This is a genomic window from Pseudomonas sp. PvP027 (assembly GCF_017833005.1).
In the GTDB taxonomy this organism is placed as follows: Bacteria; Pseudomonadota; Gammaproteobacteria; order Pseudomonadales; family Pseudomonadaceae; genus Aquipseudomonas; species Aquipseudomonas congelans.
Window position 1 is genome coordinate 520,433 of the sequence record NZ_JAFIBK010000001.1, and the last position, 14,552, is coordinate 534,984.

Genomic DNA, 14,552 nt, shown 5'->3' on the forward strand with positions numbered 1-14,552 from the left:
CGCACCTGGAAACCAATGAGCGCGTCCATGCCGATCTTGTGCGGGTGATTGTACGCATTAGCGGCCAAATGTCGCGGCAGCCGGTCGAAAAGATGGCGAGTAGCTATTATTTTTTCGATTAATGCGAACAGTTCACTGGAAAACTGCTTTTTAAACCCGAAATACTCATTCCTGGAGCGTCAAACCTGTCTCGGCATTCCAGCCTCCGCCCAGTGCGGCGATCAATTGAACGCTGGCAATCAACCTGCTTTGCAGCACGCTGAGCACACTGCGCTCGTTACTCAATGCGGTGGCCTGAACATTGACGACGTCCAGGTAACCAATCAGCCCGGCCTTGTATTGATTGTTGGTCAGGCGCAGCGAATCACGAGCCGAGACCAGCGCCTCCTGGCGCACCGCAGCTTCCTGCTCGTACACCTTGAGCTGAACCAGATAGTTCTCGACCTCCTGAAAACCGTTCAGCACGGTCTGCCGGTACTGGGCGACAGTCTGGTCATACACGGCCTCGGTACGATCAACCTCGGCCGAACGCCTGCCGCCGTCGAACAGGGTCAGCGCCAGCTGCGGGCCCACCGACCAGAAGCGATTGGGCAGGCTGATCCAGTTGGCAAAGGTACTGCTGCTGTAACCGCCGCTCATGCTCAGCGTGAAGTCCGGATAGTAAGCGGCCTTGGCCACGCCGATGTTGGCATTGGCACCCATGACCGAGCGCTCGGCGGCGGCAATGTCAGGGCGGCGTTCGAGTAACTGCGAAGGCAGGCCTGGCGGAATCTGCGGCAACTGCGGAATCGAGGTGGTGGCGGGCAGACTGAAGTCTGCCGGCGCCATCCCCATCAGTACGGCGATGGCATTCTCATACTGCGCACGCTGCCAAGCCAGATCGATCAGGTCGGCCTGGGTACTTTTCAACTGCGTCTGCGCCTGCGCGACAGCGTCACTTCCGGAAATACCGGCGCGGTACTGGTTCTGCGTCAGGGTCAGGGAGCGCTGATAGGCATCCACCGTGGATTCCAGCAGGCGCTTCTGTTCATCGATCACGCGCAGTTGCAGGTAATTCTGCACCAGCTCCGATTGCAGGCTCAGACGCATCGCGGCCAGGTCGGCAAGACTCGCCTGAGCATTGGCGGTGTCGGCCTCCAGCCCGCGACGCAGCTTGCCCCAGACGTCGGCCTCCCAACTTACGCCCAGTTGCGCGTTATAGCTGTTGCGAATTCCCGAGACACTCGTGCCGCTATTCGAGGTGCCAGTGCCCTGCCCCGAGCGGGTCTTGCCGGTCGTCAGGTCGAGGGTCGGCAGAAATGCACCCCGGGAGCTGCGCACCAGTGTTTGTGCCTGTCGATACTGCGCGTCGTATTGGGCGACGGTCTGGTTGGAGGTGTTGAGGCGCTCGACCAAGGCGTTCAGTTGCGGGTCCTTGTACACCTCCCACCATGCACCTTTGGCCATCCCGTCACTTGGCGTGGCCGCACGCCAGCCCTGCGCAGCCTTGAACTGAGCGGGTGCGGCCATGGACGGTTTCTGGTAATCCGGGCCCACAGCGCAGGCGCTGAGCAGCACGACGCAAAGCCCCAGCGCGAATGGACGAATCAACCCTGTCGGGCGGGAGGTGAATGCCAGGCGTTCGGTCATAGCGGAGTTTCCAGAGCAGCATCGGTGCGCACGCCACGCCATTTGTTGTAACGATGGCGCAGACGGTCGAGATAAAGGTAAACCACCGGGGTGGTATAGAGGGTCAGGACCTGGCTGAAGATCAGGCCACCAATGATGGTCAAGCCCAGCGGCTTGCGCATTTCAGCGCCTTCGGCGGTGCTCAGCAGCAGCGGCAAGGCGCCCAGGATGGCGGCCATCGTGGTCATCAGAATGGGCCGCAGGCGCTGCAGGCAGGCGCTGCGGATCGACTCTTGCGGTGTCATTCCCTGCTCGCGCTCCAGATGCAGGGCAAGGTCGATCATCATAATCGCGTTTTTCTTGACCACACCAATCAGCAGGAACAGCCCCAACAATGAAATCAGACTGAATTCGCTGCCCAGCACATAGATCGTCAGCAATGCGCCAACCCCTGCGGAAGGAAGCGTCGAGAGGATGGTCAGCGGATGAATGTAGCTTTCATAGAGGATCCCCAGCACCAGGTACACCGCCAGCAAGGCACCGAGGATCATCCACGGCTGACTTTTCTGCGTAGAGGCGAAGGCATTGGCAGTCCCGGCCATTTTGGAAATGATGTCGGAAGGCAGCCCGATGGCGGCAATCGCCCGCTCTATCGCCACGGTGGCCTTGTCGAGGCTGGCCCCTTCGGCCAGATCGAAGGAGATGTTTTCGGCAGCGAACTGACCGTCATGCGATACCCGGTCATTGGCCAGACTGCGCTCGTAATGGGCGATGCTCGACAGCGGTACGCGCTGCCCGTCTGCAGTAATGACCTGGACCTGCTCCAGCGTCACCGGGTCCTGCGCGTATTTGGGATTGACCTCCATCACCACCTTGTACTGGTTGAGGCTGTCATAGATGGTCGATACCTGGCGCTGGCTGTAGGCGTTGTTGAGCACCGCCGTAACCATGTTCATATCGATACCCAGCCGCTTGGCCGTGTCACGGTTGACCACCAGGGTCACCTGCTGTGCGCCGCGCCCTTCCCGTGCGTCGATGGCGGTCAGCTCGGGGATCGACTTGAGCGCTGCGACGATCTTCGGATACCACAGACGCAGGCTGCCCAGATCAGCGCTCTGCACGATGTATTGATACTGCGAACTGGTCTGCTCGCGACCGCCGCCCAGTTGCAGGTCCTGATCCGGAGCCAGGAACAGCCTGCCGCCCGGCACATGCGGCATGTTCTTGCGCAGGCGCTCGACCACTTTCTCGGCAGACAGCTTGCGCTCGGCAATCGGCTTGAGGCGCACGATCATGAAGGCGTTATTGGTGCCACCGCTGCCACCGATAAAACCGGCCACGCTTTCCACCGCAGGGTCAGCGAGAATCGACAGGCGGAAGGTCTCCATTTTCGGCTGCATGACGGAAAACGAAAGGCCGTCGTCACCGCGCACGAAGCCCATCAGTTGCCCGGTGTCCTGTTGCGGCAGAAAGGTCTTGGGCACCACCACGTACAGCGCGATATTGACCACCACCGTGACCAGCAGACTGAGCAGCGTCAGCCGTCGATGCCGCATCACCCAGCCCAGCGAGCGGTCGTAACCTGCAACCATTCGATCGTTGACTCGCTCGCTCCAGCGCTGAAAGGCGTTTTCCCCATGGGCTTCGCGTGGCTTCAACCAGCGCGCGCACAACATCGGCGTCAGGGTCAGGGATACGATCAGCGAGACGATGATCGACACCGACAAGGTGATGGAAAACTCGCGAAACAGACTTTCGACCAGGCCGCCCATGAACAGGATGGAAATGAACACCGCAACCAGCGAGACGTTCATCGACAGCAAGGTGAACCCCACCTCCTTGGCGCCCAGAAAAGCCGCTTTCATGGGGTCGAGGCCGTTGTGAATATGCCGGGATATGTTTTCCAGCACGACGATGGCATCGTCCACCACCAGACCCGTAGCGAGGATCAACGCCATCAGTGACAGGTTGTTCAGGGAGAAACCGAACAGGTGCATGATCGCAAAGGTGCCGACCAGCGACACCGGAACCGCCAGGGTGGGAATCAGCGAGGCGCGAAAACTGCCGAGAAACAGGAACACCACCATCACCACCAGCACCACGGCAATCAGCAGGGTCATTTCGGCCTCGTGCAGCGTCGCCTTGATCACCGGTGAGCGATCCATCGCGATATTGAGACTTACACTGGCCGGCAGCACCGCGCGCAGCGCCGGCAACTGCGCCTTGATCTGTGCCACGGTTTCAATGATGTTGGCGCCCGCCTGACGGTTGACGACCAGCAGCACGGCACGGTCATTGTTGTAGAAACCGCTGTTGTAACGGTCCTCCACGGCGTCGCTGACTTTGGCCACGTCCTTCAGGCGCAAGGTCGCTCCGTCCTTGTAGCGAATGATCAGCGGCGCATAATCCTCGGCGGTTTCCAGCTGGTCGTTGGCCTGCACCTGCCAGTTGTGCTGGTCGTCCTCCACAAAGCCCTTCGGCCGTCTTACGTTGGTGCTGGTGATCGCAGTGCGCACGTCGTCGAGCGATACACCGTACTGGGAGAGCATCTGCGGCTCCAGCTCGATACGCACGGCAGGCAGCGAGCTGCCGCCGATCTGCACTTCGCCGACCCCGGAAACCTGTGACAGGCTCTGCGACAGGATGGTGGACGCCAGGTCGTACAGCTGGCCCTTTTCCAGAACCGTCGAAGTCATCGACAACACCATGATCGGCGCCTGGGACGGGTTGACCTTCTTGTAGGTCGGCATGCTGCGCATCCCGCTGGGCAGCAGGTTGCGTGAGGCATTGATAGCCGCTTGCACTTCCCGGGCAGCGCCATTGATGTCGCGATTCAGATCGAACTGCAGAATGATCCGTGTCGTGCCCTGGCTTGAATTGCTGGTCATGGTGTTGATGCCGGCGATACTGCCCAGCGAACGCTCCAGCGGCGTTGCCACCGTGGACGCCATCACCTCCGGACTGGCACCGGCGAGACTGGCCGAGACCACAATCACCGGAAAATCCATGTTCGGCAACGGCGCCACCGGCAACAGGCGAAAGCTCACTGCGCCGAGCAGCATGATCGCCAGGCTCAGCAGAACGGTCGCCACGGGGCGGCGGATGAACGGCGCTGAGAGGTTCATGCGTCAGCCCGTTCCAGACGGTCCGGATCGGCAGGTTTGCGACTCCAGCGACGTCCAAGGCGGTCGAAATACAGGTAGATGACCGGCGTGGTGAACAGTGTCAGGACCTGACTGAGCAACAGCCCGCCGACCATCACCAAACCCAGTGGCTGCCGCAGTTCGGCGCCGGAACCGCTGGCGAGCATCAGCGGGATGGCACCGAACAACGCTGCCAGGGTGGTCATGAGAATCGGCCGGAAGCGCAACAGCGCCGCGTCGTAGATCGCCTTTTCAGGCGCAACACCGCGATTGCGTTCCGCGTCGAGCGCGAAGTCGATCATCATGATCGCGTTCTTCTTGACGATGCCGATCAGCAGAATGATGCCGATGATCGCGATCATCCCCAGATCGTTGCCGCTGATCAGCAGGGCCAGCAAAGCCCCCACCGCTGCCGACGGCAGGGTCGAAAGGATGGTGATCGGGTGAATGTAGCTCTCGTAGAGGACACCCAGCACGATGTACATGGTGACCACCGCCGCCAGAATCAGCAGCAACGTGCTGGACAGCGAAGCCTGAAACGCTTCGGCAGCGCCCTGAAACTGGGTCTGCACGCCAATCGGCATGCCGATCTCCTGTTCCACCTGTTCGATTACCTTCACCGCATTGCCGAGGGCAATATCGGGCGCCAGGTTGAACGACATCATCACGGCCGGAAACTGCCCAAGGTGCGCAATGGCCAACTGTGCCTGGCGCTGCTCGACACGCGCCAGGCTCGACAGCTTCACCTGTGCGCCATCGGTGGTCTTGACGTGGATCTGCTCGAGCGCCGCCGGGCCTAGCTCACTGCCCGACGCAGCCTGCAGCACCACGCGGTACTGGCTGGCCTGCGTGTAGATGGTGGATATCTGGCGCTGACCGAATGCGTCGTACAGTGCATCGGTAATGTTCGCAACGGTGACCCCGACCCGGCTGGCCGCATCACGATCGATGTTCAGGTACACCTGCAAACCTTTGTCTTGCAGGTCGCTGGCCACATCCCTCAGTTCGGGCCGCTTGCCAAGCGCGTCCACCAGTTTTTCGCTCCACAGCGTCAGCAGTTCGGCGTCGGGCGACGACATGCTGAATTGATACTGGGTGCGACTGACCCGATCTTCGATGGTCAGGTCCTGCACCGGCTGCATGAAAAGGCGGATATCAGACAGCTTGTCGACCTCGGGCTGCAAGCGCTGGATCACCTCGGACGCGGTCAGGTCCCGTGCTCCGTGGGGCTTGAGGTTGATCAGCAGACGCCCGCTGTTGAGCGTTGCATTGTCACCGTCGACGCCGATGTAGGACGACAGGCTGACCACTGCGGGGTCCTTGAGAATGATGTCGGCGAGTGCTTGCTGACGCTTGCTCATCGCCGCGAACGAGACCGACTGTGGCGCTTCCGAAATACCCTGGATCACCCCGGTGTCCTGCACCGGGAAGAAGCCCTTGGGCACCACGATGTACAGCAGCACCGTCAATGCCAGGGTGGCCAGGGCAACCAGCAGGGTCAGTGGCTGATGCTTGAGCACCCAGCGCAGCCTGCCCGCGTAGATGTCGATCAGCCAGTCGATCCAGGCTCCGCTGGCCCGGTAAAAACGGCTCTGCTCTTCTTCCTTGGGCTCGCGCTTGAGCAAGCGCGCGCACATCATCGGTGTGAGGGTCAGCGATACCACCAGCGATATCAATATCGCGACCGCCAGGGTAATCGCGAACTCGCGAAACAGCCGCCCTACCACGTCGGCCATGAACAACAGCGGGATCAATACCGCAATCAGTGACAGGGTCAGGGAAATCAGGGTGAAACCGATCTGCTTCGCGCCCTTGAGTGCTGCTTGCAAGGGCGTCTCGCCCTCTTCGATATGCCGGGAGATGTTTTCCAGCATGACGATGGCGTCATCGACGACGAAACCGGTCGCAATGGTCATGGCCATCAGCGTCAGGTTGTTGACCGAGAAACCCGCCAGGTACATCACGCCGAACGTACCTACCAGCGAGAGAGGAACGGCAATCGAGGGGATGATCGTCGCGCTGAAACGACGCAGAAACAGGAACGTTACCAGCACCACCAGGATGATCGCGATCAGCAGCTCGTGCTGAACATCGGTCACCGAAGCACGAATCGTCTGCGTGCGGTCCGTCAGGACCACGACATCAAGGCCGGCCGGAAGGTTTTCGGTGATCGACGGCAGCAACGCCTTGATCCGGTCGACCACCTCGATCACGTTGGCGCCCGGCTGGCGCTGAATGTTCAGCAGCACTGCCTGGCTCCGATTGGCCCAGGCCGCGAGTCGCTCGTTTTCGGCACCATCGACGATTTCGGCCACATCCTTCAGGCGCAAGGGTGCGCCATCCTTGTAGGCCAGAATCAGGTTGGCGTACTCCTCGGGAGACTTCAGCTGATCGTTGGCATCCAGCATCGAAACCCGGGTTGGCCCGTCGAAGTTGCCCTTCGGCTGGTTGACGTTGGAGGCGCTGATCAGGGTACGCACATCGGACAGGTTGAGGCTGTTGGCGGCCAGCGCCTCCGGGTTGACCTTGATCCGTACCGCCTGACGCTGCCCGCCGGCAATGCTGACCATGCCCACGCCGCTGATCTGCGAGATCTTCTGCGCCATGCGCGTATCGACCAGATCATTGAGCTTGGGCAACAACATGGTTTTCGAGGTGATCGCCAGGGTCAGGACCGGTGTGTCGGCCGGGTTGACCTTGTTGTAGACCGGAGGCGCCGGCAGATCGGTCGGCAGCAGGTTGGTGGCCGCGTTGATCGCCGCCTGCACCTGCTGTTCGGCGACATCCATATTGATTTCGAGGCTGAAGCGCAACGTAATGACCGACGCACCGCCCGAGCTGGTCGAGGCCATCTGGGTCAGGCCGGGCATCTGTCCGAACTGACGTTCCAGAGGCGCGGTCACAGAGCTGGTCATCACCTGCGGGCTGGCGCCCGGGTACAGGGTCATCACCCTGATGGTCGGGTAGTCGACCTGGGGCAACGCCGAAACCGGCAGCAAGGTATAGGCGATCAGACCGGCCAGGACGATTGCCAACATACTCAGTGTGGTGGCAACCGGGCGCAGGATGAACAGGCGCGACATGTTCATACGTTTGGTTTTTCCACCTTGCCGAGCGCCGCCGACTTGTCGGTCTTGCTGTCAGGCTTGCCTTGCAGCTTCTGAGCCGGGCCAGCCGGTACTTCCTTGCTGTCGTTGACGACCTCGACTTCGGCACCGTCGCGCAGGCGGTCGGTGCCTTCTAGCACCACCCGCTCGCCAGCTGCCAGACCTTCGGTAATCACCGTGGATGTCTCGTCGCTCGGCCCGGTCTTCAGCAGCTTGAGTTTGACCTTCTTGTCACCGTCCAGCACATAGACAAAGGTCCCGTCGGTGCCGAACTGCACGGCCGCGGTCGGTACGAGCGTGACGTTTTTCAGCGTGTCGGCGCGCAGCCGCACGTTGACGAACTGATTGGGAAACAGGACCTCGTCGCTGTTATCGAAACGCGCCTTGAACTTCAGTGTGCCGGTGGCCACGTCGATCTGGTTGTCGAGGCTGGCCAGTACGCCGGAGGCCTGCATCTTCGTATCGCCACGGTCCCAGGCTTCAACGGGCAGCTTGTCGCCAGTGCGATAGCGGGAAATGACTTTCGACAGGTCTTTTTCAGGCAGCGTGAACGCCACGGAAATAGGCTGGGTCTGGGTTATCACCACCAGTGCGGTGGTGTCATTGGCGGCAACCAGATTGCCCACATCCAGCTGTTTAAGGCCGACACGCCCGGCAATCGGGGCCCGGATGCGGCTGAAGTCCAGGCTCAGTTTTGCGTCAGCCACGGCAGCCTGATTGGTCTTGATCGTGCCCTTGTATTGATTGACCAGCGACTCGGCAGTGTCGAGGGTCTGCTTGGCGATGCTGTCCTCGGCAAACAACCCGCGGTAACGCTGCACGTCGAGCTGGGCATTTTTGAGCAGCGCCTGATTGGTGGCCAGCGTACCTTCGGCCTGCTGCAACGCCACTTGATAGCTGCGCGGATCGATTTCTGCCAGCAGATCGCCAGCCTTGACCATCTGCCCTTCCTGGAAATAAAGCTTGACCAGCTCCCCCGCCACTCGGCTGCGCACATTGATGGTGTTCATCGCCGTCACGGTGCCAAGCGCCTTGTAGTAAATCGGAAAATCCCCTTCGGTGGCCGGGGCCACACGCACCGGGACAGCCACAGCCGAGCCGCCGAAGCCGGGCCGTGCCATGCCGCTTGCAGCAGGCTTCTTGTTGCTCTCGGCCCCCTTGCCGGAAGTGGACGCAGGCCAGAACCACCAGCACAAGGCAACAATGACCAGCAGGACCAACAAACTGATCAACCAGCGACGGGATTTACGGGAGCCAGACGATTGCATGAATAAATCAACCATTACAGGTGGGGGTTTGTTCAGAAGGCTGAACAATAAGCACAGTTACGTTACAAGCAAAGCGCCTTTACCAAGCGCTTACTTTGGATAAACGTATGAAGCACAAACAAAAAAAACGGCCTGAGCGGATTCAGGCCGTCTATAGCTAGCGGAAAGTTACTTCAGCACAGCCAATGCAGCGTCGTAGTTAGGCTCGCTACCGATCTCGGCAACCAGTTCGCTGTGCAGCACCTTGTCGTTCTCGTCCAGAACGACCACGGCGCGCGCAGTCAGACCCGCGAGCGGGCCGTCTGCAATGGCAACACCATAATTCTGAGCAAAATCGGCACTGCGGAACGAGGACAGGTTCTGGACATTCTCCAGACCTTCGGAGCCACAGAACCGGGCCTGGGCAAACGGCAGGTCAGCCGAGATGCACAGAACCACGGCGTTGTTCAGGTCATTGGCCTGGGTGTTGAATTTACGTACCGAGGTGGCACAGGTCGGCGTATCGACACTCGGGAAGATGTTCAATACCTTGCGCTTGCCAGAGAAGGAAGCCAGGGTTTTATCGGCAAGACCTGCGCCGACCAGCGTGAAATCGTGTGCCTTGCTACCGACTTCAGGCAGGTTGCCACTGACCTGGACGGGGCTGCCTTTGAGGGTCACTTGAGCCATGAAACACGTTCCTTTTCAAAATGGATGAAAGAGCCGGAAGTTAAACACGAAAGTGTGCCGCGGCCTATATGGGATAATTCTGAATTTTTTTCAGGAAACCAGTCTGTCCCTGATATCTGTGTGGGCACACAATTCCACCAGCCAATCAACGAATACTCTGACCCGTCGTGACAACTGTCGATGCGGAGGGTAAAGCGCCGTCAGTGGCAGTGGTGGCGGACGATGCAATCGCAGTACCTCTACCAGCACACCGCTGCGCAATTGCGTGGCCACATGGTAGCGCGGCACCTGAATCAGGCCGAAACCCGCTTCGCACGCCGCGACATAGCCATCGGCACTGTTGACCGCGATCGAGCAGGCCGAGGCGTGTTCAACGTCCATGCCATCGGCCATGAACTCCAGGCCATAACGCTTGCCGGTACTGGTCGAAAAATATTCGATTACCTGATGTTGCGCGAGCTCCTGCAGGCTCAATGGCGTGCCGTGTTGCTGCAGGTACTCGCGACTGGCACAGGTAATCTGGGTCAGACTGCCAAGCGGCCTGGCAACCAGCGTTTCATCGAGTGCCGCTCCGGCACGCAATACGCAGTCCACGCCTTCGCGAATCAGATCGACCGGCCTGTCACTCATGCCGACCTCCAGACGGATCTGCGGGTAGCGCCGGCTGAATTCAGGCAACGCCGGGATGATGATCATACGGCCCAGACTGACCGGCAGATCGACACGCAACAGCCCCTTGGGCTCGGCCCCCGTCGCCGAGAACGATGCTTCGGCATCCTCCAGATCGGCCAGCAGGCTGACGCAACGCTGGTAATAGGCCTTGCCGTCCGGCGTGGCGCTGACCTGGCGCGTCGTACGCTGCAAAAGCTGTACGCCCAGGTGCGCTTCGAGTTGCTTGATCAGGATCGTCACCGAGGCACGGGGCATGTGCAGACTCTCGGCCGCCCTGGCGAAACCGCCCAGCTCGACAATGCGGGTGAACACGCGCATGGCGTTGAATCGATCCATGATGACCGGCAACCTGAAGGTAGATGACGAGTGAAGGGACTTGCAGTTGCAAGAGGGAGATCCTGGAAAGGCCAGGCGGCTGAACGCGGGGCCGGGCCATTACCGCCATTGGCCCTCGCTCAGAAGTCCCTTTTATAGAAAATATCCAGCGAGCTGGCAACACCGCTCGCGGCCTCGAGGTAGACCCGCTTGCTGAGCAGATAGCGCAACGCAATGGTATTGGCCGGTTCAAACACGCCTACGCCATAGCGCAGACTGAGCTTGTCGGTGATCTTGCCGCTGGCAACCACGTTGGTCTTGTCGCCGGTTCCAGAGGTGTCCAGTTCGAAGTCCTTGATACCCAGATTGTCCGCGAGCTTGCCGGTGGTCGATGAGCTGCCTGCCACCCCCAGCGCCAGCGCAGCCTGAGCGACCATGTTGTTGTCTTCGCCGGAAGTGCTGAGCGGTCTGCCCATGACCAGATAGGACAGCGCCTGCTCCTGGCTCATCGCAGGCTCGGAGAACACTTCGGTAGTGGGCTGCTCGGCACTGCCGGTCAGACGGATACCGGCAATCACGTCGTCGGTCTGCCGAATCGCCTCGATGTCCAGATAAGGCTGGTCGACCGGGCCGGCAAACAGCAGGCGTGCCTTGCGGATGGTCAGCCGCTGCCCGTAGGCACGATAACGACCATCGTTCAGGTTCAGTTCGCCACGGGTGTCCAGATTGTCACCAATGTGCACATGCCCGACCAGATTGGCGGTGAGCCCGAAGCCGCTGAAGCTGAGCTTTTCCTGGCCGACTTCCACATCGACATCCATCGCCACGGCCAGCGGCGGAGCGCCCTCCTCGGTCTGCTGTCCGACGATCACCGTGTCGCCGGAGAGCTTAACAGTGGAAGGCGGCAACTCGCGTACGGTAATCGCGCCCTTGGGCACCAGCACCTTGCCGGAGATGGCCAGTCGCTCACCCTGCATGGAGATTTTCAGGTCAGGCGCGGCCTCTACCGCCGCATAGGGTTCGACATTGATCGGCAGGCGCGAGCCCTTTAGGCTCACATCGACGTTCAGGCTCTGCCCCCATGCCACCTGACCGCCTATGCTGCCCTGTCCGGTGCTACCACTTTTCCAGCCGCCGTTGAGCTGGACGCTTTCTCCGGCAATCAACGCCTGGACCTTGAGGTCGTGCAGTTCCATGGGCAGTTCTGCACCCGCCACTTCTCCGCCTTCAAGCGTCACATTGCCGTTGACCAGTGGTGCCAGCAACGTGCCTGACAACCGGCCATTGCCATTCAGACGCCCATTGAGTTTCTGCACCATCGGCGCGAAAGGACGTGCCACCGAGATGTCCAGCCCCGAGAGGGTGAAATCGCCTGCCAGGGTCTTGTCCTTGGCCAGCGGGTCGATCTGCGCGTTGAGCAGCAGCCTGCCCAGCTTGCCGCCGTCGAAGTCCAGACGCGTGTCGATGCGTTTGGGCGCCAGCGTGGTGGCCAGTTTCAGCGTCTGATAAGGGAAGTCCAGCCACTGATTGTTGTTGCGCACCCGCAGCGTTCCGCCTCCGGCATCAATCGTGACCTTGCCACTTGGGCCGGCTGCAGGAATGTCGAGCTGCACATCTGCGTTCAGCGCACCCTTCCAGGCAAAATCCTTGGGCATCCATTGCGCCAGGCTGTCCAGCGGGAAACTCTTGAGTTGATAACGTAGACGTGGCTCCGGCATCAGCCGCTGATCACCGCCACACAGGCTGGCGGCCCCGGACAGCCAGCAATGCGCGCCGAAGTTGAGGCGGCCATCGGCCAGACGCTCGATCTTCGCCGGCTGCTGCAAACGCCAGTTCTGCCCGCCGCTTTGCACAGTACCGCTGGCCAGCCGGCCTCGCCAGTCACCCTTGTCCAGACCACCGTCAAGGCCAATGGCAAGCTTGAGCAGAGGTCCTTGCAGGTCCAGCTTCAGTTGCTGGTTCTTGAGGGTACCCTGACCGTCCAACAGCAAGGTGCCCAGCTGGGTATCGCCAGCCTGAATACCAGCACCTTTCAGATTGATGACTGCGCGCTGCACCTGATCCAGTCTGGCGTTGAGCGTCAGGGTTTGCAGACGATTGTCCTGCAAGGCGAGCTGGCTACCCTGCAAGGCCAATTGCCCCTGGGGCGCCTGCAGCGTTCCGGCCAGGTCCAGCCGGCCTTTGACTTGCCCCTGCAAACGTGGCCAAAGCTGAGCCAGACGCGGCAGATCCAGGTCCAACTGCCCCTTGAGGCGCTCCTGCAGGCTGCCTGTCCCATGAATACGGTTATCGCCAAGGCGGATGCTCAGGCTACTGACATTCCATTGCTGATCACGGCCGTCGGCCTTGGCTTGCAGCAGCGCAGGCTGACCCCGCAGGCGTCCTTTCAAATCGAGGTCGGCGCTGAGTTCGAGCTTTTCGTTGCGCAACTGGCCTTTGCTGCGCAACGGGCCAGCCAGTGTGCCGGGCAGTTCGGCAACCCAGAATGAAGGGTCCAGCGCACTCAGGTCCAGGGCTGTATCCCAGCCGATGCCGTCAGCAAATTGCAGGTTCAGAAAACCGCTGGCCTTGCCCTGCCCCGCGACCAGTTCCAGTTGCGGCAGATGGATCTCTTGAAGATTGCCGCTGAACGGGCTGACCAGCGTGAACGCACCGGCAGGTCCTTTGAGGCTGGCGTTGAAATTGCCGAGGTAATTGCCATCGGTATAGGAAATATCACCCTTGAAGGCATGCAATGCCACCTGAGGCTCTGACGCCAGTGGATACAGGCGCTGCCAGGGGAAATCCAGCCAGTCGACGCTCGCCTCAGCAGCAAAACCGCTCTGCCAGTTCATCTTGCCGGTGATGGCCAGACGCTGCTGATCATCTGCGGCCAGATCGAGCCCGGCAATGTTTGCCCCGTTGGCATCCACACGTCCTTTCAATGACAACGCAACAGGGCCTTTCTCGGCAGGAAGACTGGCGCTGCCGTCTATCAGGTAGCCCGAGTCAAGATTGCCCTCGGCAGTCAGCAGCAACTGGTCGAGCTGTAAAGTGTCAGGCAATGCAGCGCTGGGTTTGAAGTGTTCGGCAGTCAGCTTGATCCGTGCAGGAAGGTGCTCGGTCAGGGGTTGCAACTCGCCGGTCAGCAATCCCGGCAGATAACCGCTGCTGTCCGCCTTGAGTTGCAGCGTCTTCAACAGGTCGCCCTGGATATCCAGCGCCAGCATCCACGGCTGACCGTCCTGCGGCGGAAGTTGCAGTTGACCTTGCACGTTGAGGGGCCAGTCGCCCTCGGGTTTCAGCAGCCCATTAAGGTCCAGAACCAGCGCATCACGTTGCAGGTGCGCGCTGTCGATCTTCAAGCCTTCAGCTGTCCAGTGCGCTGCCAGCTTGAGATCGCGCAACTGTTCGACGCCATCCAGCTGCAGACCGCCTACCTGTATATCGCCCAGTTGCAGTGCGAGCGGCAACTTGAGCGTCGGTAGCTGGATCGGGCCATCGCTGCTGGGTGTATCTCCAGGGGGGAAATGCATCAGCACCTGCTGCGCATGCAGACGGTCGATGCACAGCGTCATCTTCAACAGGCAGGCAGGCGTCCAGGCAAAATCGACGGATTGGACCTCGACGCGGTCTGCGCCCTGCTGCCACACCAGACGCTCGGCGCTCCACTGGCCGCCCAGTCTTCCCTGAAAGTTTTCCAGCTGTACACCAGGCACCCGAGCCAGGGCCAGGGCCCACTGGCTGCCGGTATGGGTACCCAGCAGCAGCGCGACACTGATGATCATCAG

Annotated in this window: 7 protein-coding genes; all 7 read right to left on the reverse strand. The window is 60.6% G+C overall.

The window, feature by feature from the left end; genetic code table 11:
• Positions 1-165 precede the first annotated feature (165 nt).
• The 7 genes from JOE33_RS01805 to JOE33_RS01835 all read right to left on the reverse strand — a co-directional run bounded on the left by JOE33_RS01805 (position 166) and on the right by JOE33_RS01835 (position 14,549).
• A complete protein-coding gene (locus JOE33_RS01805; RefSeq protein ID WP_032614014.1) occupies positions 166-1,629 on the reverse strand; it encodes an efflux transporter outer membrane subunit in 1,464 nt (487 codons plus the stop codon).
• Positions 1,626-4,733: an efflux RND transporter permease subunit gene (locus tag JOE33_RS01810; protein ID WP_010429496.1), complete on the reverse strand. Its 3,108-nt coding sequence runs from the start codon at positions 4,731-4,733 to the stop codon at positions 1,626-1,628. The genes JOE33_RS01805 and JOE33_RS01810 overlap by 4 nt, the downstream gene beginning before the upstream one ends.
• On the reverse strand, positions 4,730-7,840 hold the full coding sequence (locus JOE33_RS01815; RefSeq protein ID WP_096126033.1) for an MdtB/MuxB family multidrug efflux RND transporter permease subunit: 3,111 nt from the start codon (positions 7,838-7,840) through the stop codon (positions 4,730-4,732). The genes JOE33_RS01810 and JOE33_RS01815 overlap by 4 nt, the downstream gene beginning before the upstream one ends.
• Positions 7,837-9,141 carry an MdtA/MuxA family multidrug efflux RND transporter periplasmic adaptor subunit gene (locus JOE33_RS01820; RefSeq protein WP_122529030.1) on the reverse strand — a complete coding sequence of 435 codons (1,305 nt, stop codon included), beginning with the start codon at positions 9,139-9,141 and terminating at the stop codon, positions 7,837-7,839. The genes JOE33_RS01815 and JOE33_RS01820 overlap by 4 nt, the downstream gene beginning before the upstream one ends.
• Before the next feature lie 153 nt (positions 9,142-9,294).
• On the reverse strand, positions 9,295-9,795 hold the full coding sequence (tpx, locus tag JOE33_RS01825) for a thiol peroxidase (RefSeq protein ID WP_010429489.1): 501 nt from the start codon (positions 9,793-9,795) through the stop codon (positions 9,295-9,297).
• Positions 9,796-9,885: 90 nt separating this feature from the next.
• Positions 9,886-10,803 (reverse strand): LysR family transcriptional regulator, encoded by a 918-nt coding sequence (locus JOE33_RS01830; RefSeq protein WP_122590786.1) that lies wholly within the window; start codon positions 10,801-10,803, stop codon positions 9,886-9,888.
• A 119-nt stretch (positions 10,804-10,922) separates the two neighbouring features.
• Positions 10,923-14,549 (reverse strand): translocation/assembly module TamB domain-containing protein, encoded by a 3,627-nt coding sequence (locus JOE33_RS01835; RefSeq protein WP_209924145.1) that lies wholly within the window; start codon positions 14,547-14,549, stop codon positions 10,923-10,925.
• Positions 14,550-14,552 lie beyond the last annotated feature (3 nt).

Bases quoted from the DNA above. Each gene is read 5' to 3' on its own strand.
- JOE33_RS01830 (WP_122590786.1), bottom strand. From the start codon at position 10,803: ATGGATCGATTCAACGCCATGCGCGTGTTCACCCGCATTGTCGAGCTG.
- JOE33_RS01805 (WP_032614014.1), bottom strand. From the start codon at position 1,629: ATGACCGAACGCCTGGCATTCACCTCCCGCCCGACAGGGTTGATTCGT.
- JOE33_RS01820 (WP_122529030.1), bottom strand. From the start codon at position 9,141: ATGGTTGATTTATTCATGCAATCGTCTGGCTCCCGTAAATCCCGTCGC.
- JOE33_RS01810 (WP_010429496.1), bottom strand. From the start codon at position 4,733: ATGAACCTCTCAGCGCCGTTCATCCGCCGCCCCGTGGCGACCGTTCTG.
- tpx (WP_010429489.1), bottom strand. From the start codon at position 9,795: ATGGCTCAAGTGACCCTCAAAGGCAGCCCCGTCCAGGTCAGTGGCAAC.
- JOE33_RS01815 (WP_096126033.1), bottom strand. From the start codon at position 7,840: ATGAACATGTCGCGCCTGTTCATCCTGCGCCCGGTTGCCACCACACTG.
- JOE33_RS01835 (WP_209924145.1), bottom strand. From the start codon at position 14,549: ATGATCATCAGTGTCGCGCTGCTGCTGGGTACCCATACCGGCAGCCAG.